Annotated in this window: 15 protein-coding genes; 3 read left to right on the top strand and 12 right to left on the bottom strand. The window is 59.9% G+C overall.

Features of this window, described 5'->3' with window-relative positions:
• Positions 1–104: 104 nt before the first annotated feature.
• The gene (locus CRO59_RS23650) at positions 105–7,061 is read left to right on the top strand and encodes a TcdA/TcdB pore-forming domain-containing protein (RefSeq protein WP_256578477.1); all 6,957 of its coding nucleotides are present in this window, start codon (positions 105–107) and stop codon (positions 7,059–7,061) included.
• Positions 7,062–7,123: 62 nt separating this feature from the next.
• On the opposite strand, the gene CRO59_RS23645 is transcribed toward CRO59_RS23650, so the two are convergent.
• On the bottom strand, positions 7,124–7,720 hold the full coding sequence (locus tag CRO59_RS23645; protein ID WP_027613585.1) for a MarC family protein: 597 nt from the start codon (positions 7,718–7,720) through the stop codon (positions 7,124–7,126).
• Between the two features lie 256 nt (positions 7,721–7,976).
• On the opposite strand from CRO59_RS23645, the gene CRO59_RS23640 reads away from it, so the two are divergent.
• Together CRO59_RS23640 and CRO59_RS23635 are read left to right on the top strand one after the other, a co-directional pair.
• Entirely contained in the window at positions 7,977–8,762 is a 786-nt protein-coding gene (locus CRO59_RS23640) for a hypothetical protein (protein ID WP_027613586.1), read from the top strand.
• Positions 8,743–9,537 carry a hypothetical protein gene (locus tag CRO59_RS23635; protein ID WP_256578476.1) on the top strand — a complete coding sequence of 265 codons (795 nt, stop codon included), beginning with the start codon at positions 8,743–8,745 and terminating at the stop codon, positions 9,535–9,537. Before CRO59_RS23640 ends, CRO59_RS23635 begins: the two co-directional genes overlap by 20 nt.
• Before the next feature lie 30 nt (positions 9,538–9,567).
• Here the strand turns inward: CRO59_RS23635 and CRO59_RS23630 are convergent, their stop codons facing one another.
• The 11 genes from CRO59_RS23630 to CRO59_RS29325 all read right to left on the bottom strand — a co-directional run bounded on the left by CRO59_RS23630 (position 9,568) and on the right by CRO59_RS29325 (position 23,067).
• A complete protein-coding gene (locus CRO59_RS23630; protein ID WP_097089908.1) occupies positions 9,568–12,342 on the bottom strand; it encodes a hybrid sensor histidine kinase/response regulator in 2,775 nt (924 codons plus the stop codon).
• A 99-nt stretch (positions 12,343–12,441) separates the two neighbouring features.
• Entirely contained in the window at positions 12,442–13,737 is a 1,296-nt protein-coding gene (gene purD / locus CRO59_RS23625; RefSeq protein WP_003221269.1) for a phosphoribosylamine--glycine ligase, read from the bottom strand.
• Between the two features lie 149 nt (positions 13,738–13,886).
• Positions 13,887–15,494, bottom strand: coding sequence for a bifunctional phosphoribosylaminoimidazolecarboxamide formyltransferase/IMP cyclohydrolase (gene purH / locus CRO59_RS23620; RefSeq protein ID WP_097089909.1), 1,608 nt, complete (start codon positions 15,492–15,494; stop codon positions 13,887–13,889).
• A gap of 82 nt (positions 15,495–15,576) precedes the next feature.
• Positions 15,577–15,897: a DNA-binding transcriptional regulator Fis gene (fis, locus tag CRO59_RS23615; RefSeq protein ID WP_003221275.1), complete on the bottom strand. Its 321-nt coding sequence runs from the start codon at positions 15,895–15,897 to the stop codon at positions 15,577–15,579.
• Complete coding sequence (gene dusB, locus CRO59_RS23610; RefSeq protein WP_007961945.1) at positions 15,894–16,904, bottom strand: tRNA dihydrouridine synthase DusB; 1,011 nt, start codon at positions 16,902–16,904, stop codon at positions 15,894–15,896. Before dusB ends, fis begins: the two co-directional genes overlap by 4 nt.
• A 185-nt stretch (positions 16,905–17,089) precedes the next feature.
• A complete protein-coding gene (locus tag CRO59_RS23605) occupies positions 17,090–18,364 on the bottom strand; it encodes a DUF3426 domain-containing protein (RefSeq protein WP_097089910.1) in 1,275 nt (424 codons plus the stop codon).
• Between the two features lie 30 nt (positions 18,365–18,394).
• Positions 18,395–19,273: a 50S ribosomal protein L11 methyltransferase gene (gene prmA, locus CRO59_RS23600; RefSeq protein ID WP_027613592.1), complete on the bottom strand. Its 879-nt coding sequence runs from the start codon at positions 19,271–19,273 to the stop codon at positions 18,395–18,397.
• 170 nt (positions 19,274–19,443) lie between these two features.
• On the bottom strand, positions 19,444–20,802 hold the full coding sequence (gene accC, locus CRO59_RS23595) for an acetyl-CoA carboxylase biotin carboxylase subunit (protein WP_027613593.1): 1,359 nt from the start codon (positions 20,800–20,802) through the stop codon (positions 19,444–19,446).
• A gap of 17 nt (positions 20,803–20,819) precedes the next feature.
• Positions 20,820–21,281 (bottom strand): acetyl-CoA carboxylase biotin carboxyl carrier protein, encoded by a 462-nt coding sequence (gene accB, locus CRO59_RS23590; protein WP_027613594.1) that lies wholly within the window; start codon positions 21,279–21,281, stop codon positions 20,820–20,822.
• 48 nt (positions 21,282–21,329) lie between these two features.
• The gene (gene aroQ, locus CRO59_RS23585) at positions 21,330–21,782 is read right to left on the bottom strand and encodes a type II 3-dehydroquinate dehydratase (RefSeq protein WP_025111759.1); all 453 of its coding nucleotides are present in this window, start codon (positions 21,780–21,782) and stop codon (positions 21,330–21,332) included.
• Between the two features lie 241 nt (positions 21,783–22,023).
• Positions 22,024–23,067 (bottom strand): methyl-accepting chemotaxis protein, encoded by a 1,044-nt coding sequence (locus tag CRO59_RS29325; protein WP_371917840.1) that lies wholly within the window; start codon positions 23,065–23,067, stop codon positions 22,024–22,026.
• Between the last annotated feature and the right edge of the window lie 366 nt (positions 23,068–23,433).

Below are 23,433 nucleotides of genomic sequence, written 5' to 3'. Positions count from 1 at the left end.
TCTTCGTTGGGTTTTTTGAAGTTTGTTTTCTCTCTGTGTCGCGACGGTTCATGTCGTCGCGATGGGTTCGTTTGGCCAAAAAAAAGGAAATTGCATTGAGCACTATGGATGAAGTCACGATGGGCAGAGTGTTCGCCGATCTTATTGCGCGCACAGAACTTGAGTCCGTCAGCGGTAGCCTGGGGGAGGCTCCTTTGCGCTACTACGACGGAGCTACGGCGGCTACCAGTCTTGCAGAACAATTGATAGCGATCAGATTGCTCAAGGACGCGATTGAATCACCACAGCTGGACGCCGCGGATGCTCAGGTCAATAAACTGCGCCTGAAACTGGGCGACTACGACCGCCGCTTGAGTGCGACTGTGAAGATGCTCTCCGCTGGCAAACCGATACCGCGCATCATGCATTTTGTCTGGGTCGGTGGCAGTGAGGTCGGGCCGAATCAGCGCGATTACATGAACATCTGGCGCAAGGTACTGGCGTCGCAGGGATATGCATTCAATCTCTGGTATGACAGTGATGCGCTGCTGGCCTTTGAAATGAATCGGGTGATTCTCGACAGTGCCCGTGCGGACACGATGAAGGTATTAAAGGACGAAAAGGTAACCCCGACGGGACTGTCGAGAATGATCGAAGACCGCGCACGGGTACTCAAACAGCAGATGTTCGACTACCTGAATCAGCCACGCTGGGCCGGACGCGCAGACGAGGCGCGGATCGACCTGATGGTGCGGGGTTATGGCAAGGAACGTGCGACGCTCGAAGCCTTCCGCCAGAAATGTCTGGATTCGCATCAGGCCATGGTGGGTGAGGACTTGCGCCTGCGCGATGTTCGCCAGGAGTTTGCCAGTCATTTTCTGGCTGACGTCTACCAGCGCGAAGTCGCCATGCGCGGCAACTTTGCTGCTGCCAGTGACGTGGTGCGACTGCAGGCCGAGTTTCTCGAGGGCGGGCGTTACAGCGACATGGATTATTTGCCGCCGCTGATCGAGAGACCGGGCGGCGTGGACATCAGTGATTTCAGCACAGACGCGAAGATCGGTGTCCTGCAGTTATTGCTCAACCATGACGATACCTTGATGCCGGGGCGCGATCGGCAACGTTATGTCGACAGAACCGGGCATATTCCCGCCGAGCATCTCGAGGCACTGAGCGCATTTGCCCGGAGCAGGCCGGGTGTGGAGCAGATTTTCGCTTCGCCGCAGCCGACGTCTTTACCCCAGGATGCCATCGGGCGCGGCGCGGCCTGGGGCAATCCGTCGTCGAAGGAAATGAATGCCTATGTTCTGGCTCATCCTGGCAGCAAGATGGTCAATGCGAGCATGCACTTCATCCGGGTGGCTTATGACTGCCTGTATGAGGTTGAGCGCCGCATGATACTCGCAGGCGTGACGCCAGCAGATGTGTCGTCAGTCGATGATATTGCAATCAAGGTCGTCTCTGAAGCACAGGCTGATGGGCGCTTGCCCAATACATCGCGTGAATATTCATCAGAGAAGCTCATACGCGCCATAGCTCAGTATTATCAGGACGGGATTCGTTTCGACGCCTTGGGCACCATCTACATGACCGGTCCGGGCGCACTTGAAGGCGGTGTAATCGGCTATGTCGAAAGAGAACTGCAGAGTGAACAGCTGAACAACATTCGCCATCATATGAAGCAGGTCGACGGCTTCAACGTCTTTACCGAAGAAGAAATGATCTCCGGCTGGGCAGTCAAGGATACCCCCGAAGACTGGCTGGCAAAAGAACATGAGAAGTGGAATTCGGGCAAGGTCAAGTCGCGCTACGCCGGTAATCTGGCCGACTTGCTGAAAGAGCGGACCCTCACGTTCAAACTTGGCTGGCCGGTCATAGAAGGAAAATCAGTGTTGCTGACTTCGGTCCTGCAGCAACTGCTTGATGATCTGGGTGAGCCGTTTGTACGGGCCATGAATGACCGCTTGACCGGTGATGTGACGTTCAACGTTCCCATCCACCTCAACTTTGATACTCGACAGCAGGTGCTGAACCAGACAGTCGACAAAGCTCCAACGTCCATGGGGGCCGAGTCACTGGGTAACCTCAACGAGGCCTTGGCGCGCATCGCGGCGGGCAAGTTGCCGCTGGATCAGTTGAGCCCGTTGCATCGGGTGATGTTCGGCGGCCTGTTCGGTGCCGCAACACTGGATCAGGTCGGGTTCGCAGACGCCTGGGCAACCACCGTCGCCTTTGCCGAAGATACTCGCGACCGTGGCCTGGTCGCGCGCTACGAGGTGATCGAACAGACACTGCTCAATCGCGATCCTGCACCGGTGGAAGCACGAGTCAATGCATCGGAGCGCGAATCGCTCGGGCAGAACTCCAGGGTGCTGAAGGCGCAGGCATTTGCCGAACCGATCAGCGTGCGGCAATGGCGCGAGTACGTGAGTCGGGTCGAGGTCGCCGCCGTGAATGAGCGCCGGGCGTCGATCCTTGCGCGGGGTGCGGCAGTGCGCGAGACGTTCTTCGAGGCGGGTGCGCATACGGCCAGACAATTGCCGCAGGATTTGCTGCTGCGCGGTGCGGGGGATCCGGGCCGACGCTGCTATCCACTGGCGCTGGTGATGGCCGCCGCGCTGGAGAAAGGCGCTTCGGCCGAGCGCGCGCTGATCGGCAAACTGGCGATTGCCAATCTCACTCCCGACGCACCGCAAGCCCATGCCCTGCTCAAGGTGCTGGACGAGTTGCGTGGCGTACCCATGGCGCGATTCGGCGAGAAGAGGCCGGCGGCGAACCTGGCCACTGTGATGCAGACGCTGGAAGCGAAAACCGCTGCCGGCAGCCTGTTGCTCAACACAGACAATCATTCGATGCTGGTGAGCAAGGTTCTAGCGCAAGGCGAGACATCCTATCGCTTCTACGATCCCAACTTCGGGCTGTATGCGTTCGCCCGGATCGAGGATCTGCAACAAGGCGTCCAGCGCTTCATGCAGGAGGAAGTGATTGCCAGGCTTTATGGTCTGGAACGGGGGGCTGCCAGCGTTTTCGAGGTCATCGAACTCGACGGCGCAAGCATTGCCGGTAAATCGTTGCCTTCGGAAATTAGCGTTGAGCATTTGCTCAGCAGTGATCCGCTGGGTGGCGGGCGTGCCGTCGAACCCTGGAGTCAGCATGCCGCCTTGCGCGCGCGTTCCTTGTCAGAGAACGCGCGTCTGGGACAGGCGCTGAGCAGTGTGGACAGCCACAAGTGGGCGCGGACGATCGAAAGCGCGACCCTGCGGTTACAGGACCAGCATCAACTGTCTCGTGACTTCGTTCCGGTGTTCGACTCCCTGAAGAGCACTGCGCGAGGGCGCAGCGAAATCACCATGGTCAGTGCCAGTGATCCGCAGCGCACACGCACAGTGCAGACCGATGACACGCGCCTGCAAGGGATCAAGTCTTACCTGAGCGATACCTTTGAAGCGTTGTCCGGCAGACGGGCGGGGGCGCCAGTGATCGATCCGACGGATGTCGGTGCGGTGCACACGCTCAATGCCGGATTTGCCATTCAAGCCCTGCTGCTCGGCTTGCAGAACGCGGAGTCCGGGATGGGGTCGACCGCGTTGACGTCGGCAGTACGTATCCACGGTTACCTGGCCTACGCGCAGATGGCTCACGGGCTGGTGGTCGACGCAGTACAACTGCTGAATCTGGTGCGTCATGCCTTTACCGACGGTTTGCGGGTGGCCAAAACCACCTCGTCGATTGTCGGTAATGCACTGGGCAACGTCTTGAACGAAGGTGTCGGAACCGTTTTGCAGCTGGCCAGCATCGGCTTCGACATTTATCTGTTGGTCAATGCCCAAAACGATATCCAGCGTGCGGTCTATGCCACGCAGCTGGCCTTCGATTCAGCTGGGCTGGCGCTGGGTGTTGGCGCTTTGGGCGCCGGTGTTGCCGGTGCGGGCACGGCGGCGGCCTTCCTCGGCGGCGCCGGGGTGATTCTGGGCGGGCTGGCGGTGGGCATCGGCGCCCTGGTCGAGGGGTTCAGCGCCAGGGCAGAACGTGGAAGACGGATCGGCCGGTATCTGAATGATGTGCATTCGGCCTATCGACCGCAAAGCCATTCGGTGCAAGGCGATACCTACATTGCCAATCCTTGTGCGGTTTATACCGGGCTTGATTTGCGCAAAGGGCTCATTACCTTCGGTCACCACAAAATTTTCGCAGCGGACGATTACTCCGATCTGCATCCGCCGAAGATCGTTGGGGATCGCAGCAAGGCTTTCAGCATTCGAGAGACTCTCGACCTTCGCGGTACGATTTCCCTCGATATGACTCCCGGTATTGAAAGCGTCGTGCTGCCGAGTTTGCCAGAGTGCTTCTTGGGCTACGAATACGGTGGTCTACCCTTTTCGACAACACTTAGGGAAAACCTGGAAACGGCTTTGGCGCTGGAGCACGACAGGGAAGGCAAGCGGCAATTCTGGTTCACTTTTTACCGGTTGCCGACCGAATACATCATCGAAAAAATGGTGCCCAACTACGAGGAAACCCGCGTCAGCGTTGCGATTGGCCCTGATCAGCGTTTTCTGCACGTCCCCCCATTGCCGCAGGAGGTGCACGGTTACCTTTGCTATGACATCGATGCCACTGGCGGGCACTGCTCGATCACCTTGACCGAGGGCGTCAAGTCGTTGCGGCTGCAGGTTTCCTCCGATGATCCAATGACGTGGTCATTGCGTGCCCCATGGGTGAGTGCGGCGGCGGTGAAGCTGGAACAGGATACTTTTCAGTTGGGCTCGATGCGGGTGGAGGTGCCCGCCAGGAGTGTCGTGTACCTGCAACTTGCGGAGGGCTTCTACCAGGTTGGCTGGGCAACGGGCGCGCTGCTCTTTGCTGAACTCGACGCGCTCAACGATGCCGACGGCCCGGCCACACGCAAGCATTTGCGCGAACTCGCCCGCGCCCATCGTCTGGCCGATGGCCCGACGGTCATCCGCAACTATCACGATGCCCTGACTGGTGTTCGTACCACGGCCTGGTACGACCACACCGAAGATGCCATGCACCTGGTGCGCGGACTGGACCCACAGTATGCGGCGCAGATCTGCATCGGCCCGAAGACCGGCGAGGAGATGTTTTATTACTGCCCGGCGCAGGGAATCATCTGGCGTACGGATCTGGTCACCGGGCAGATCAAGCGCACTTACCGGGTGATGAAAATACATTCATCAAAAAATCCCTGCATTGTTTCGATTCAGGCGACGCCAGAGGGTTTGCTGCAGGTGGTCCAGCGCTTTGAAGACATGTGGAAAAGCTTCTACAAGCTGACTTACCTGCTCGGTGAAGACTACCTCGCCCTTACTGCGATCTCCGATATGAATTCAGACCATCCGTGGATCATTCGTGAAGGACGCGACAATGTTTCGGATTTCCTCCGACGGCACGACTACCCATACCATGAGGTACTTGATGACCAGAGAGTGGAATTCACACTGGGCGCAATGATTACGATCGACACCTTCGACGAGAATTTGCGCAAAGCCACCCGAGCCTGGGTGCGCAGTGAAGATGAGCGCGTCATTCGGCCTGTGCTGCGCAATACGGAAGGTACACCTGACTTTCTCGATTGGGTGCTGCTTGATCCGCTTCAATCAAGCGGCGATACAGTGTTGTTTCATCATCTGGGCCATCGCCTTGTTTATCGACAGCACATCGGCGCAGCGGATCAGATGCCCGAGATGTTTGCACAAAGTGTCTTGCACCTTGAGGTGCAGCATGTGCACCGCCAGGGCGGACAATACGTCATCCTCACTGACGAAGGCATGCTGTTCCAGATGAATGACGACGGCCAGACCCGGCTGGTGGGACTCAATCACGCATGGCTGTCGGCCCGCCAGCAGCGCACTGGGCAAGGGTTCAAGTGGTGGGAAACGGTCGGGACCGACATTCAGAACGGGTCCGCCGATGGCGTGGAAGTCGGAGGTATCAGCGATGCAACGGGCAAGACATCGCTGTATGTCATCTATCTGGATCAGCAATTTCTGATTGCCGACACGGCGGGCAAAGCCATGCGCGTGTTGAGGCTGACGCCAGATAAAAAAGCGGCGTGGATGATGGACTGGGCATCCGGACGAATCTATCGTCAGCCCTTCATGGCGCCTGAAAGCCTGGCGGCGGCATTCGGTTCGGGGACACGTCTGCTGCAGGCGCACTTGCTGGCCCCGATGCAGCGAGTCATGCCGCGGGACACTTTTGCCTGGGCCGTGCCCCATGGAGCCGGCCTGCACGTCCGCCGGCATGACCACGTGCTGTTCAACCTGGTCGATGGCGAGCCACCGCGTATCGTCGGTGTGGAAGTCGAATTCTTCAATGGCCTGGCGTCTCGTCAGGCGCGGGAGCAAAAGCTGACGCGACTGCTTGCCGGTCAGCGTAGCGGTCCTTACCTCTTTGCGGGCAGGAGCGATAATCTTTGCAGCTGGTATGACGTCGCAGCCGGCCGTCTGCTCAGTGTCGCGGTGTCAGGACGTGAATGGCCACAATATCTGGGCGTGGCGAACGATCAGACCCTGGTGCTGCATGACCCTGTAACGGGCCGACTGTTCAGCAATACCAGTGAAGACATTACCCCCATCGATATATGGATGACTGTGGAAGCGGCCAGCCGGATTGCAGATACGCTGGTTATCGACGGTATTGGCTCATCGGGCAGGATTGTAGCGATTCCGGATGGCGTCGATACACTGGTACTCAAGTTTGCGAAATCTGCAGATTACCTTTCACTGGCCCGACAGACTTGGGATCGGCTTGATTGCCTGATTGTCGACGCCGAGGAAGCAGGCATTCATCTGGCGTTGACACTGGAGCCGATGCAGCGATGGCTGGTCTCGAGGTCCGACGGCCATTTGCTGCTGACGGATCCCGATTCGGGAAGCAGCATCATCTTGCGCAATGCCACGAGCCTTGATGCGGCACGGCAACAGCAGGTGACATTCGGGATTGCGTTACCTGACGAAATCTCGGTGACCGTTAGCCTGGAGGAGCTGATGAGTGCGATGGCCACGGAACCCCTGCTGGAACTCGGCGCGCTGATCGGGCTGTCCATCGACCAGTAAGCCATTGCGAGCTGGCAGATCAGACCGAGCTGCGGAGATTTTTCTCCGCAGCCCTTTTTCGTTCAGGACACCAGATAGCCCTTGATCCCGGTAAAGATGATCTGCGCCGCCAGTGCGCAGACGAAAAGGCCCATCAGCCGGCTGACGATCTGCAGGCCCTGATCGCCGAGCACCCGTTCGATGTGATTGGACAGATACAGCACCACCCCTACGGTGAAACTGGCCAGGGTGATGCTCATGATCGCGGTCAGTTTGTCGTCCCAGTGCGGCTGACTGACGCCCATCACCAGCAGGGCGCCAATGGTGCCCGGGCCGACGGTCAGCGGGATGGTCAGCGGGACGATCGTCACGTCCTGTTGCACGTTGTCACTCTGCACCACAGGCTTGCCCTGCGCCATGCCCAATGCCGAGATGAACAGCACGCTGCCGGCACCGATGCGGAATGCGTCCGCAGTGATCCCGAATACATCGAAAATCACCCGCCCGAACAGATAAAGCAAGACGCTGGAGATCAGAGTGGCGATCGCCACTTTCCAGGCTAGGCGCCGCTGTTCCTTGCGCGAGTAGCCACGAGTCAGGCTGATGAAGCAGGACAACACGAAGAACGGGCTGTAGAGCACCAGCATCTTCAGGTAAACGCTGAATAACACGTGGAGCATGAGGGCGACTCGCATCCGGAGAGTGATGACGGCGAGTCTATCAGTCGGTTAGTTGCTTGTGTGTGCAGAAGATTCTGCGCGAGGCAGTCGGTTTTTCGTTTTTTGTTTGATAGTTGTTTTGTGTGATGTTGTTAGTTGCATCTTGTTTGCTGGATAAGATGTTACAGATTTGAGTTTGTAGTGCTGGGCTTGTTTGTTTATTGTTTTCTTGCAAGTTCAAGAGGGGCTTGCCTACTAATTAATAAGGACTTTTATTGTGCATGGTCAAATCGTTAATGAGCTTTATATCTCTTCCTGTATTAACGCGATTGAAGCCTGTGATGTGGGTGCGCCAGTTATTCGCTCTCGTGGCCTGTTGGCTGTAGGGGACGAAATCGAGGCACCGTCGAAAGGCTCTGTTGTCGGCGAAGTCACAATGGGTTTTTCTGGCAAACTTTCGGATCAGAACAAGTCGGATGCCCAGAACGCTCTTCTGTTCGCCACACGTGCAGCGAACAAGCTATACCCCGAAGAGCATCAGGGCCGAGAGTGGTATAAGCGGTTCCGTGAGGTGATGACCCTCGCTGGCTGGACGCCTGTCGATCAGTACTACAATGACCTCAGTATCGAAGGCACGAGTGTGCGGATGGACAAGCTGGTACTGGAGATTCTGGGTTCCGTGCTTGCTAATGTTGCACTGCCAGGGCCAACCAGCGTTCTGATGCTGAAGGTCGCGGGTGATGCAATCTCGGCCCTGCAAAAACGGGACACTGCTGCGTTGACCGCTTATGAGCGAAATTTGCTGGACCACGGCGTGGGCGGCATCTCGACCGGAGCGTGTGTCGAACTCGACGGTGAGGCAATCATGGCGCTGGGAACGGTGCGTTTTCTGCGCAAGAACACCTCTACCAAAGTGATGTTCGTGGATGTCGATGTTCGTAATGTAAGTTTGTATCGAGCTCAAACTTTCTTTGCCAAAAACACCGACGTCGCCAACGCAGTGCGTGAGACGATCAAGAAAAAGCTGGTGGGTATCGATCAGATTGAAGATATTGATATCTGATAAATCGAAAAAAGCAGTCGAAGGTCGACTGCTTTTTTTTGGGGGCGATTATATGAATTGCAAATATTCCGTTTTGATCGTTGCGGGTGCCGTTGTAATGATTCCGCCGGCAGACAAACCGGAGCGCTATCAGGATTTAATAAACTCTCTGTTGTTGGCGCAACTGGCGGCTAACAAGAAACTTGAGAAAGATCCGGGTATTGGCTGGTATGACGTCTACATGGAATTTCTGGACAAATATTGGCTGCGACATTTCAGAGCACGGTTGGATCTGTCCGTCGCACAGGGTAACAGCGTGTCTGTCGTTGACTGGGTGGTCGCTCCTGAGTTCGGGGGTGCTGTGGAGCAATGTGGCGTTGCGAACGCAGTCATGCGTCGACTGGCAGCACTTTCCGCAAGCGAGCCGGCACTAGAGCTGCTGCGTGGTTACATGCAGAAAGGCGCCAGCGATGCATCGACGGATCAGTCAGATGTTTCCAGAATCATACGGCTGTTGGTGGTCGTGGCGCACTCGCCGATGTCGATGAGCAGCGTCTACATCGAATTTGCGACTGGACGGATTCTCGCTGACAACCCTTTGGCCGAGCTATTCCAGGCTGAGGATATTCGCGGCAGTGTTTGCAGACGCTCTGCCAGTGCCAATTTGTCCGAAACGCTCTATGGGCCGGTTCGCGCAGCTATCGCCCTGAAAGTCCAGGACAGGCTTGAAGCTAACGTGGCGCTGTTGAGGCTGAATGAAGACGTTCCAGCCGAAGAGAACGGCGCAGCCGATTGAGTCACGCTCGAACTGGCGTGGTACCCCTGCTTAAAAGGTCGACGCCGTACGGTTCTGCTGATCGCGCTGGGCTACCCAGTGTTCGATCAGCTCGCGCAGTTGCGACAGCTCCACCGGTTTGGCCATGTGGCCATCCATCCCGGCCTGACGCGCACGTTCCTTGTGTTCGGCGAGGATGTGCGCGGTCAGCGCGACGATCGGCGTGCGGATGCGCTGATTGCTGACTTCCCACGCGCGCAGTTGCTGGGTTGCCGAGAAGCCATCGAGGATCGGCATTTCGCAGTCCATCAGCACCAGATCGTAACGCTGGGCCTTCATTGCCTGCAGGGCCTCTTCGCCATTGCTGGCGGTGTCTGGTTGCAGGTTGAGTTTGCCGAGCATGCCGCGAATCACTTTGGTCGAAATCGTGTTGTCTTCGGCGACGAGAATGCGGAAATCGCTCGGCACCTTGGCCGCCGTAGCGGGAGTGACCACTTGCGGCTGGAACACTACCTGACCTTTATTGCGCTGGTTCAACTCGTCGGCCAGCGTGGTCTTGAGCGTATAGCCGGCCACCGGTTTGGCGAGGATGCGTTTGATCCCGGAGTTGCGCGCGATGATCTTGCTCGGCGCGTTACTGATGCCGGTGAGCATGATCAACAGGATGTCGTGATTGAGGCTCGGGTCTTCCTTGATCTTGGCCGCCAGTTGCATGCCGGTCATGCCGGGCATGTTCTGGTCCAGCAGCACCACATCGAAGTAGTCGCGCAGGTGCGCCTTGGTGCGCAGCAGCGCCAGCGCTTCCTTGCCCGATGGCACGGCGCTGACGTTCAGACCCCAGGCGCTGCATTGCTGCACCAGCACTTTGCGGCAGGTATCGTTGTCGTCCACCACCAGCACGCGCGCACCTTGCAACGGGCCGTCGAGGTCGGAGGTCGGGTGTTCGAGGCGATCCGGGTCCAGTGGCAGGGTCAGCCACAAGGTGCTGCCCTGATTGGCGCCACTCTTGATCCCGAACTCGCCGTGCATCAGGCGGATCAGTTGCCGCGCAATCACCAGCCCGAGGTTGCCACCCAGACGGTTGGCCGAGAGGAAGTGTTTGCTGTGCAGTTCGGCGTGCAGCAACGCATCGCGCTCTTCCGCCTCCATTGGCTGGCCGCTGTCCTGCACGGCGATGCGCAGGCGCGGTTTGACGCTGCGTTCGTCGAGGGCGACGACGATCAGCACTTCGCCTTCGTCGGTTTTCTTCAGAGCGTTTTCCAGCAGGCTCAGCAGGGTCTGGCGCAAGCGGGTCGGGTCGCCGCTGATCACGCGCGGCACTTGCGGCTGGATGAAGCTGATCAGCTCGACGTTCTGCTGTTCGGCCTTGGCCCGGTAGATGCTCAGGCAGTCGTCGATCAGCGCGTTGAGGTCGAACTGCACATCGTCCAGTTCGATCTGTCCGGATTCGAGCTTGGAAATGTCGAGAATCTCGTTGATCAACGTAAGCAGTTCGTTGCCGGCACTGTGGATGGTTTGCACGTAATCGCGTTGCTTGACCGACAGTGGCGTGCCCAGCAGCAGCTCGGTCATGCCCAGCACGCCGTTCATCGGGGTGCGGATTTCGTGGCTGATCTTGGCGAGGAATTCGGCTTTGGCGTTGATCTCGGCATTGCTCGCAGCAAGATCGCGGCTGATGCTGAACCGGCTTTCGGTGATGCTGCGCTGGCGTTCACCCAAGGCGATGCTCATCAGCAAGCCACTGATGCAGATGAAACCCATCAGGGTCATGATCAGGCCTTGCGGCGCCACCAGGGTCAGCCCCAGCAGGGCCGGCAAAATAATCAGCGTGCCGATGTTGAACACCACCATCCCGGCAACGAACAGCCGCGCCGGACGGTAGCCCTTCTGCCAGTGATAGAAGCCGACCAGCAACATGCTCAGACCGGCCAGCGCCACCAGCGCGTAGGTGATGATGTTCAGCGGCAGGGTGTTGACGAATAACAGCAGCAGGCTGCAGATCACGATGAACAGAATGTCGCCCAGCAACAGTTTGTTCAGCGGGTGCGGGCCGAGCGGGGCGAAGAAGCGCAGGGCGAACATCAGCCCGGCCGGGGCGGTCAGCAGCAACGCCAGATAGGCGCCCGGGGTCTGGATCGCGTGCCAGTTCGGCAACCACGGGCCGGCGAGGTTGAGCAACAGCAACAGACTCAGGCCCAGCAGTCCTTCGCAGACCGCCAGCCACAGGCTGCTGCGCGAGCGGGAGTAGGCGTAGCGCACAAGATTGTGCAGCAGCAACATGCCGAGGCAGCCGAACAGCAGACCGAAGATCAGCGTCTGGTTCTGGTTGGCGGCACTCATCACCGCCGATTGCAGGGTGATGTGCGGGCGCAGCTGATGGTCGGAAACCATCCGCAGATAAACATCGAGGGATTTGTCGCTCTGCGGCAAGGGCAGCAGAAAATCGCTGCTCGGCAGCGGCCGTTCGACTTGTGGCTGCTGGGTGCCGGAGGTGCGTTGTTCGATCAGCTTGTCGCCGTCGAGCACGTAGAGACTGAGGTTGGACAGGTCGGGGGCAAAGATCCGCAGCACTTGTTCGTGCTTGCCCGGCGCCAGTTTGAAGCGCAGCCACAGTGCGCCATCGGGCTCAGCCGCCGTGAGGCGATCAAGTTCGATGGGGCTGAATTGATTGGTGTAGCGAGCCGAGCGGATGTCGCTCAGTTGCAGATTGCCCTGATCGTCAAGCAATACCGACCAGCCACTGCCTTGCGCGGCCTGGGCCGGGAGCATGCAGAGCAAGGTCAGCAACGTGACGGTGAAACTTATGGCAATCCTGAGCCAGCGCACGGCGAAATCCCTTCGTAGGTTGATGCCAGAATATAACGATGCGCGGCGGCGGAACAGCCCGGCGAGGGACTGCATCCCGCGCCGGACGTGAAGGACAGCTTATTCCTGCGTTTCGCCACGTTCACGGGCAATGGCGCGGTAGCCAATGTCCTTGCGGTAGAAGCAACCTTCCCAGTCGATGGCGGCGGCCAGCTTGTAGGCTTGCTGCTGCGCTTCGCTCACGCTGGCGCCCATGGCGGTGGCGCAGAGTACGCGACCACCGGCCGTTACCACGTTGCCATCCTTCAGCGCCGTACCGGCGTGGAAGACTTTGCCTTCCAGGCCTGCGGCTGCGTCCAGGCCGTTGATCGCCGCACCCTTGGCGTAGTCGCCCGGGTAGCCGCCAGCGGCCAGTACGATGCCGACGCTCGGACGCGGATCCCACTGTGCTTCAACCTTGTCCAGCGCTTGCGCCAGAGCGGCTTCGACCAGCAGCACCAGGCTCGACTGCAGACGCAGCATCACCGGTTGGGTTTCCGGGTCGCCGAAGCGGCAGTTGAATTCGATGACTTTCGGGTTGCCGGCCTTGTCGATCATCAGACCGGCGTACAGGAAACCAGTGTAGACGTTGCCTTCTTCGGCCATGCCGCGCACGGTCGGCCAGATCACCTGGTCCATCACACGCTGGTGCACGTCGGCGGTGACCACCGGGGCAGGGGAGTAGGCACCCATGCCGCCGGTGTTCGGGCCGCTGTCGCCGTCGCCAACACGTTTGTGGTCCTGGCTGGTGGCCATCGGCAGCACGTTCTTGCCGTCGACCATGACGATGAACGAGGCTTCTTCGCCGTCGAGGAATTCTTCGATCACCACGCGCGAACCGGCGTCGCCGAAGGCGTTGCCGGCGAGCATGTCGCGCACGGCGTCTTCGGCTTCGGCCAGGGTCATGGCAACGATCACGCCTTTACCGGCGGCCAGGCCATCGGCCTTGATCACGATCGGTGCGCCTTTTTCACGCAGGTAAGCCAGGGCCGGCTCGATCTCGGTGAAGTTCTGGTAGTCGGCGGTCGGAATCTTGTGGCGCGCGAGGAAATCCTTGGTGAAGGCTTTAGAGCCTTCCAGCTGTGCAGCGCCGGCGGTCGGGCCGAAGCAGTCCAGGCCACGGGAGCGGAACAGATCGACCACGCCTGCCACCAGCGGCACTTCCGGGCCGACAATAGTCAGGGAAACGTTTTTCTCGGCGAAGTCGGCCAGTTGCTCAAGGGCCAGCACGTCGATGGCGACGTTCTCGCACTTGGCTTCAATCGCGGTACCGGCGTTGCCCGGCGCGACGAAAACCTTCTGCACGCGCGGATCCTGAGCCACTTTCCAGGCCAGGGCGTGTTCACGGCCACCGCTGCCAATGATCAAAACATTCATTTCAAAAACCTCAAAAATCTGTCAGGCGCTGCTGGAGCGCTTTATGTGGGAGCGGGCTTGCTCGCGAAAGCGGTGTGTCAGGCAAAACGGCTGTTGCTGACAGATTGCATTCGCGAGCAAGCCCGCTCCCACATTTGGATCGAGTTGTATCAGTGACGGAAGTGGCGCATGCCGGTGAACACCATGGCGATGCCGGCTTCATCAGCAGCGGCAATCACTTCAGCGTCACGCATCGAGCCGCCTGGCTGGATCACCGCAGTGATACCGACCTTGGCTGCGTTGTCCAGACCGTCGCGGAACGGGAAGAACGCGTCCGAGGCCATCACCGAACCGGCCACTTGCAGACCGGCGTGCTCAGCCTTGATCGCAGCGATACGTGCGGAGTTTACGCGGCTCATCTGGCCGGCGCCGACACCGATGGTCTGACGGTTTTTGGCGTAGACGATGGCGTTGGATTTAACGTACTTGGCGACTTTCCAGGCGAAGATCAGGTCGTTGATTTCCTGTTCGGTCGGTGCACGCTTGGTCACCACTTTCAGGTCGTCGGCGCCGATCATGCCGATGTCGCGGCTCTGCACCAGCAGGCCACCGTTGACGCGCTTGTAGTCCCAGGCCGCAGCGCGATCCGCCGACCACTCGCCGCAGGCCAGCAGGCGCACGTTGGCTTTGGCCGCCACAACAGCACGGGCTTCTGCGCTGACGCTTGGAGCAATGATCACTTCCACGAACTGACGCTCGACGATCGCCTTGGCGGTCTCGGCATCCAGTTCACGGTTGAAGGCGATGATGCCGCCGAAGGCCGACTCGGTGTCGGTGGCGTAGGCCAATTCGTAGGCCTGACGGATGCCGCCCTCGGCGTCCGGGCTCACGGCCACGCCGCACGGGTTGGCGTGCTTGACGATCACGCAGGCCGGCTTGACGAAGCTCTTCACGCATTCCAGCGCGGCGTCGGTGTCGGCCACGTTGTTGTACGACAGCTCTTTGCCTTGCAGTTGGGTCGCGGTGGCGATGCCGACTTCAGCAGGCTTGGCTTCCACGTAGAACGCCGCGCTCTGGTGCGGGTTCTCGCCGTAGCGCATTTCCTGAGCCTTGATGAACTGGCTGTTGAAGGTGCGCGGGAATTCGCTGCGGCCTTCGGTGCTCAGCACGTCGGCAGCCTGATTCACGGTGCCCATGTAGTTGGCGATCATGCCGTCGTAGGCGGCGGTGTGTTCGAAGGCCTTGAGCATCAGGTCGAAACGCTGAGCGTAGGTCAGGCCACCGGCCTTGAGGTTTTGCAGAACGTTGGCGTAATCGCTGGCATTCACCACGATCGCCACGTCTTTATGGTTTTTCGCTGCCGAACGAACCATGGTCGGGCCACCGATGTCGATGTTCTCGATCGCAGTCGGCAGGTCGCAGCCGGGCTTGTTGATGGTGGCTTCGAACGGGTACAGGTTGACCGCAACCAGGTCGATCGGCTTGATGCCGTGCTCGTTCATGATTGCATCGTCGATACCGCGACGACCGAGGATCCCGCCGTGGATTTTCGGGTGCAGGGTTTTCACCCGACCGTCCATCATTTCCGCGAAACCGGTGTAATCCGCGACTTCCACTGCGGCAACACCGTTGTCGCGCAGCAGCTTGAACGTCCCGCCGGTGGAGAGGATCTCGACGCCGAGGGCTTCAAGCTCCTTGGCGAATTCGAGGATCCCGGTCTTGTCGGAAACGCTGATCAAGGCGCGGCGGATCGGCAGGCGGGTAGTCTGGTCGGTCATCTCAATTTCCATCAAAAGCAAAGGAAGTCAGCAAAAAAGGCGACCGGTTTTACGCGGGCGCCTTTCTGGTTTGATTGAATGCTTACAGCAGATCGTACTGCTTGAGTTTCTTGCGCAGCGTGCCGCGGTTGAGTCCGAGCAGCTCGCTAGCCTTGGTCTGGTTGCCCTTGACGTAGTTCATCACGCTTTCGAGCAGGGGAGCCTCGACTTCGGAGAGCACCAGGTTGTACACATCCGTGACGGACGCGCCCTCAAGGTGGGCGAAATAATTGTGCAGCGCCTTCTCGACACTCCCGCGAAGGGTCTGACCTTCTTCGCTCGGGGTATTGAGGTGCTGTTTCAAATTCACGTTGTCGCTCACGGGTGCTGTTCCACTCACTAAAGTCTCGGTCATCATCGTCATGCGGCCACCCCTTCTTCGTCCCCTGTCAGGCTCTTGTAACGCTCGGCGAAGAACTCCCGAACGTTGGCGCATTGTGTTTCCGTACCATCCAAACGATTGAAGTGGGCGCGAAACTCCCTGGCGCCCGGCAAGGTTGCGAGATACCAGCCCACATGCTTGCGGGCAATACGGACGCCCATCACATCCCCATAGAAGGCGTGAAGTGCGGCCAGATGCTCCAGCAGGATGCGTTCCACTTCGCTCAGCTCCGGCGCCGGCAATTTCTCGCCGGTACGCAGGAAGTGTTCGATCTCGCGAAAAATCCATGGCCGCCCCTGGGCAGCCCGGCCTATCAGCAGGCCATCGGCACCGGTCGCGTCAAGCACGTAACGGGCCTTTTCCGGCGAATCGATATCGCCATTGGCAAACACCGGGATCGACACCGCCTGCTTGATCGCGGCAATCGTGTCGTACTCGGCTTCGCCGGTGTACAGATCGGCGCGCGTGCGGCCATGCACGGCCAGCGCGGTGATCCCGGCCTGCTCGGCGATCTTCGCCACAGTCAGGCCGTTCTTGTTGTCGCGATCCCATCCGGTGCGGATCTTCAGGGTCACCGGCACATCCACTGCAGCGACGACGGCCTGCAGGATCTCGGTCACCAGTGCTTCGTCTTTCAATAACGCGGAACCGGCGGCCTTGTTGCAGACCTTCTTTGCCGGGCAACCCATGTTGATATCAATAATCTGTGCGCCCAGTTCGACGTTGGCCCGTGCCGCGTCCGCCAGCATCTGCGCATCGCCACCGGCAATCTGCACCGAGCGTGGCTCGGGATCGCCTTCGTGGATCATGCGCATGCGCGACTTGCGGGTATTCCACAGGCTCATGTCACTGGTGACCATTTCCGAGACTACAAGCCCTGCGCCCAAACGCTTGCACAGCTGACGAAAGGGCTGGTCGGTGACGCCCGCCATCGGGGCGAGAATCAAACCGTTCTGCAATGTATATGGGCCGATGCGTACCGCCGACATAGGACTTCCCTGAAGTGGGGCCGGATCATGAGAGTTCGAAAAAGGGTTGGCATGATACCCGCTCTCGATGACTGGATAAAGGCTGAATTGAACAAAATCTGAACAGTTATTCTGTTATTACCAGCGGTTTGGTAAGCGCGGGCGAAGTCAGAAAACTGCCGTCAAACCTGAAGCGATGAAGCGATTCACTCGGGCGAGTGGAAACTCAGGCTGTAATTCACCGCTTTGGGGCCTGGATCGAGAATATCCAGCGCGATGTGGATTGGGGTTTGCGGCGGCATTTCCGCCATGCCCTCAAGGTCGCCGTTGAGGTATTCGCCGGGTTTGAAGCGACGACTGGCGATCAGATGACCGTTGAGGTCAGCGAAGCGTAGCTCCAGCAACGGAAATGGCTGGGAGAACGTCGCGCGGTTGTAGATGATCGCATCCACCACCAGCGCCCCGCTGAATTCCGGATGGCTGCGCACCACCAGATTGCTGCTTTTGATTTTGCCGATGTCGACCTTGGACGGCACCGTGCAGCCGATCTGCGGGCAGAACTGCTGAAACCATGGGCGGTACTGATCCTGCCGCGCCAGTTCATCGAAGTGATAGGCAATGTACTGGCCGGCCAGACCGGCGGCAGCTAGCAGCACCAGCAAACCCCAGAGCAGACGCCGGCCCCAGGGCGAACGGCGTTTCTGCCAGTCCAGTTGCAGCGGGTCGTCGGTCAGGTCCTGCAACACTTCGGCGCGTTGACGTTTTTTGCGCAGCGGTTCGACCGATGGCAAGTCGTCATCGTCCGGCTCGACGTTGGCCGACAGGCGTTCACGACGGGCATTCGGGTCGATCGGGTCGTGCAGGCGCAGTTGCGGGATCGGCGGTTCATCGTCCAGATCCACCGGCTCCAGCGACAGGGAAGGCTCGGTGCGCGCGGTGTTTACCGGTTCCGGTTCGACGGCATCTGGCTCGACGTCATCTTCGGGCTCGGGCAGACGTTCATCGTCGCGTGCGCTGAACAGGCTGTCGCGCCACTCCGTTTCATCGGCTTCAGGACTGTCGCGCCGGGCGCTCAGGGACTCTTCGCGCTGACGACCGAATTCGGTGGTCGGCTGGATTTCCCGTTGTTCGAGGCGGGCGAGTTCTTCGTCCAGATCGAGGCTGTCCAGGTCCAGCTCGCTGGCGCTCCATTGCTTTTGGCTGAGGGCGCGCGGCGCGGGCGGTTCGTCATTGACGGGGGCTTCGACCACTGGCGGCGGCTCGCTGACCACTGCCTGAGACGGTGCAGGCTGGACAATGGACGGCGCCACCGGAGTGACCGCTTCCTTGCCGGCGTGTTGTTCCAGCAGCTGTTTGGCGGCGTTGAACACTTGCAGGCAGGAGCCACAGCGAACCACCCCGCGGGCCACGCTCAACTGAGCATGGCTGACGCGGAAGCTGGTTTGGCAATGCGGGCACTGGGTGACGAAGCTGTCGGTCATGCGGCGATCCGGTTTATGCAGGCGGTCATTCTAGCGCCGACGGCCGGTGATACGCACCCAGCCATCGCGATTGGCGATCGGGTCCAGATCAAAGTCCTGCGCATAGGCGGCAGCGACTTCTTCACCTTGTTCGGCGAGGATGCCTGACAGTGCCAGACGACCGCCGGTTTTCACCAGGCCGGACAGCTGCGGCGCCAGGGAAACCAGCGGGCCGGCCAGAATGTTGGCCACCAGCACGTCGGCTTTGACCTGCGGCAAATCTTCCGGCAGGTACAGCGGGAACAGCTCGTCGGCAATATTGTTGCGCCCGGCGTTGTCGCGCGAGGCTTCCAGCGCCTGCACGTCGATGTCGGTGCCGACGGCTTCTTTCGCGCCGAGCAGCAGGGCGGCGATCGCCAGAATTCCCGAGCCGCAGCCGAAGTCCAGGACGTTGCAGTCTTTCAGGTCCTGACCGTCGAGCCATTCCAGGCACAGGGCGGTGGTCGGGTGGGTGCCGGTGCCGAACGCCAGGCCCGGATCCAGCAACAGATTGACCGCGTCAGGCTCGGGCGCGGCGTGCCAGCTCGGCACGATCCACAGGCGCTGACCGAAACGCATTGGCTGGAAGCCGTCCATCCAGCTGCGTTCCCAATCCTGGTCTTCGATGACTTCGCTGTGATGCTCGGGCAGCGGACTGCCGGTCAGCAGTTCCAGATGCGCGAGCACCGGCGCAGGCTCGGTGCCGCCCTCAAACAGGGCCAGCAGGTGCGTGTGCGCCCACAGTGGGGTGGTGTTGAGTTCCGGCTCGAAGATCGGCTGATCTTCGGCGTCCATGAAGGTCACCGAAACGGCGCCGACTTCAAGGAAAGCGTCTTCGTAGGTTTCGGCTTGTTCCGGGCTGATGGCGAGACGTACTTGCAGCCAAGGCATGGCGGGCACCTTTGAAAAAATATGATTGCAGCCTAGCGGCCAGCGAGAAGCGCGCAAGTTTACGCGAGCGCGCAGGGTTTGTGGGAGCTGCATTGCACCCACGGGGGATTTGAAAGCTGCAGAAACAACAAAGCCGCCCGAAGGCGGCCTTGTCTGTGCGGACTTGAAGCTTAGTGCTTCTCGCCTGCCAGCTTGTGCTCGAGGTAGTGAATGTTCACGCCCCCTTTGCAGAAGCCTTCGTCGCGGGTCAGTTCACGGTGCAGCGGGATGTTGGTCTTGATCCCGTCAACCACGATCTCGTCCAGGGCATTACGCATGCGCGCCATGGCTTCGTCGCGGGTGGCGCCGTAAGTGATCAGCTTGCCGATCAGCGAGTCGTAGTTCGGCGGAACTGCATAACCGCTGTACAGGTGCGAATCGACGCGAACGCCGTTACCGCCTGGTGCGTGGAAATGCTTGACGGTGCCCGGGCTCGGCATGAAGGTTTTCGGGTCTTCAGCGTTGATCCGGCACTCCAGCGAGTGACCGCGGATTACCACGTCATCCTGCGTGAACGACAGCTTGTTGCCAGCGGCGATGCTGAGCATCTCCTTGACGATGTCGATACCGGTGACCATTTCCGAAACCGGGTGCTCCACCTGAACACGGGTGTTCATTTCGATGAAGTAGAAACGACCGTTCTCGTACAGGAACTCGAACGTGCCGGCGCCACGGTAGCCGATGTCGATGCACGCCTTGACGCAGCGAGCCAGAACTTCCTGACGCGCCTGCTCGTCGATGCCCGGTGCCGGCGCTTCTTCGAGAACCTTCTGGTGACGGCGTTGCAGCGAGCAATCGCGGTCGCCCAGATGGATGGCGTGACCCTGGCCGTCGGACAGTACCTGAACTTCGACGTGACGCGGGTTGGTCAGGAATTTTTCCAGATAGACCATCGGGTTGCCGAACGCCGCGCCAGCTTCGGAGCGGGTCAGTTTCGCCGAGGCGATCAGGTCTTCTTCCTTGTGCACCACGCGCATGCCGCGACCACCACCGCCGCCGGCGGCCTTGATGATCACCGGGTAGCCAACTTCACGACCGATGCGCAGCGCCGTTTCTTCGTCTTCCGGCAGCGGGCCGTCGGAACCTGGAACGGTAGGCACGCCTGCTTCGATCATCGCGTGCTTGGCCGATACCTTGTCGCCCATCAGGCGAATGGTTTCGGCTTTCGGGCCGATGAAGGCGAAGCCGGAATTCTCGACCTGCTCGGCAAAATCGGCGTTTTCCGCGAGGAAACCGTAGCCTGGGTGAATGGCGGTAGCGCCAGTCACTTCAGCGGCAGCGATGATGGCCGGGATGTGCAGGTAGGACTGAGCGGCAGAAGCCGGGCCGATGCAGACGGACTCGTCTGCCAGACCCAGGTGCATCAGCTCTTTGTCGGCCTTGGAGTAAACGGCGACGGTCTTGATGCCCATCTCTTTGCAGGCACGCAGAATCCGCAGGGCGATCTCACCGCGGTTAGCGATCAGAACTTTTTCCAACTTCGCAGTCATCAAAGGCTCTCCGCAGTTCAAACGATGGTGAACAGCGGTTGGTCGTACTCAACCGGCTGGCCGTCTTCGACGAGGATGGATTCGATCACACCGCTGGTTTCAGCTTCGATGTGGTTCATCATCTTCATGGCTTCGACGATGCACAGGGTGTCGCCTTTCTTCACGGTCTGGCCGACTTCAACGAAGGCTGGCGAGGTTGGCGAAGATTTACGGTAGAAGGTGCCTACCATCGGCGAGCGGGCCACGGTGCCGTTCAGTGCAGGAGCAGCAGCGGCAGCCGGAGCGGCAGCAGCTACTGGAGCAGCAGCGGCAGGCGCAGCGGCCGGAGCCTGCATCGGCGCCGGAGCGTAGTACTGCTGAGCCGGGGTCTTGCTGTGACGGCTGATGCGTACGGACTCTTCGCCTTCCTTGATCTCGAGCTCGTCGATGCCGGACTCTTCCAGCAATTCGATCAGTTTCTTAACTTTACGGATATCCATGAATCATCAACTCCCAAGGGTCGGTCAGGGGCGTTTAACGCTTGTGGTTCAAGTCGTTGCCTGTGTTTCAAGCTGTTCTAGTGCGGCCTCCAGGGCCAGTCGGTAACCGCTGGCGCCAAGGCCGCAGATCACTCCCACCGCTACATCGGAGAAGTAAGAGTGATGGCGGAAAGGTTCGCGCTTGTGCACGTTGGACAAATGCACTTCGATGAATGGGATGCTCACTCCCAGCAGCGCGTCACGTAATGCGACGCTTGTGTGCGTAAAAGCTGCTGGATTGATCAGAATGAAATCGACACCCTCACCGCGAGCGGCGTGGATGCGGTCGATCAATTCGTACTCGGCATTGCTTTGCAGGTGCAGCAGATGATGGCCGGCTTCACGGGCGCGGCGCTCCAGATCCTGATTGATCTGCGCCAGGGTCGTTGACCCATAGGTGCCCGGTTCGCGGGTGCCGAGCAGGTTCAGGTTGGGGCCGTGCAGCACCAGTAGCGTCGCCATCTGCGTGTTCCTTGTTATGAATGAGCAGTCGTCAGAACCCGGCGACTATGCCGCAAAGGCTTTGTGACTGTCCAGTTCTCTGCAATAGCCAGCACGATGACCGATGTTTGCGCGAAATTTGTGACTGAGTGATTTGATCCGGTCATTTGTGGGGGCAGGAATACCGCCTTCGCGAGCAAGCCCGCTCCCACAGGGGTACGCATTCCAATGTGGGAGCGGGCTTGCTCGCGAAGGCGATTTTTCAGACGCGGAATGCCTGCACGGCGGTGTGCAGTTGCCCGCCCAATACCAGCAGGTTCTCGCCCTGTTCGCGACCTTCGCCGATACGCAGCAGGTTATCCCCGCCCAATTGATGGATCCGCTCGCTATGGTCGCGGATCTCGCTGACCGCGCCGCTTTGCTGAGCGGTAATATCGGCGATGCGGATCGCCGTGTCGGAAATGGTCTGGATCGCGCCGACGATTTTATCCAGTGCGCCATCTGCCGCTTGTGCCTGACTGGCCGTGGCTTCGGCGTGTTCGACCTGTGCGCGCATGCCTTCGACCGATTGTCGGGCAGCAGTTTGCAGGCCGGCGATCAGCGTCTGAATCTCCGCCGTGGCGCCCGCCGTGCGTTGCGCCAGTGAGCGCACTTCTTCGGCCACCACCGCAAAACCACGGCCCATTTCCCCGGCCCGCGCCGCTTCGATCGCCGCATTCAGCGCCAGCAGGTTGGTCTGGTCGGCGATCGAGCGGATCACCGTCAGTACGCCGCCAATGGTCGCCGACTCTTCGGCCAAATGCTCGATCATCTGCGCGTTGCCTTGCACCTCGCCGACCAGCGCGTGCAGGCCGGTGAGGCTCTGGCCGATCACGGTTTGTCCGTGCTCGACGGCCAGTCCGGCATGGCGACTGGCATCGGCGGCCTGTCGTGCATCGCCAGCGACCTGCTGAATCGTCGCTTCCAACTCACCCAGCGAATCGCGGATCAGCGCGGTGTCGCCCGCCTGATGCTCGGCGCCGGTGTGCAGGTCATTGCTCAGCTCGGCCAGGGTGCGGCTGCTGCCTGCGACCTGTTCGGCGTTGCCGCGAATCGTCCCGACCAGATCCACCAGATACGCGCGCAAGCGGTTGAGCGAAGCCTCGATGTCATGCAGTTCGCGGTTGGTCTTGCCCAACTGAATGTCGTTGCTGAAATCGCCTTCGGCCCAGGTCGACAGCGCCGGCGCGAGGTTGGTCAGAGTGCGCGACAGGCGCCGCTGCAAGGTGTCGATCAGCAGGGCGATCAACAGAATCAGGCCGATCATCACGCCCTGCATCAGGCGCACTTCGCCCTGAATCTGCCCGTGCTGGGCGCGTACCACCGGCTCAAGCCCGGCGATCGCCTGTTGCACGGCGGCGATCTTCAGGTGGGTCGCGGTGCTCAGGTCGGTGCGTTTCTGAATCTGCTCGCGGGTGCGTGCCAGCTCCGCCGGGTAGCGACCGAGCAGGCTGTTGAGTTCGCGCTTGAGGCCGACCCCGGCGTCTTCGGCGGCGGCTTTTTCTGTGCTTTCGATGCCCATCATCGCGGCGAAATCATCACTGCCGGATTCATTCTTGGCGACCACGCCGAGCAGGGGCAGGGCGTCGATGGCCTGAGCCTGGGTGCGGATATTGTCGACTTCGCGCTCGAC

Origin of the sequence: Pseudomonas sp. LAMO17WK12:I5, from assembly GCF_900215165.1 — a bacterium.
GTDB lineage: Bacteria > Pseudomonadota > Gammaproteobacteria > Pseudomonadales > Pseudomonadaceae > Aquipseudomonas > Aquipseudomonas putida_A.
The sequence above is the reverse complement of the archived record's forward strand: the minus strand, read 5'-3'. Positions and strand labels throughout refer to the sequence as shown.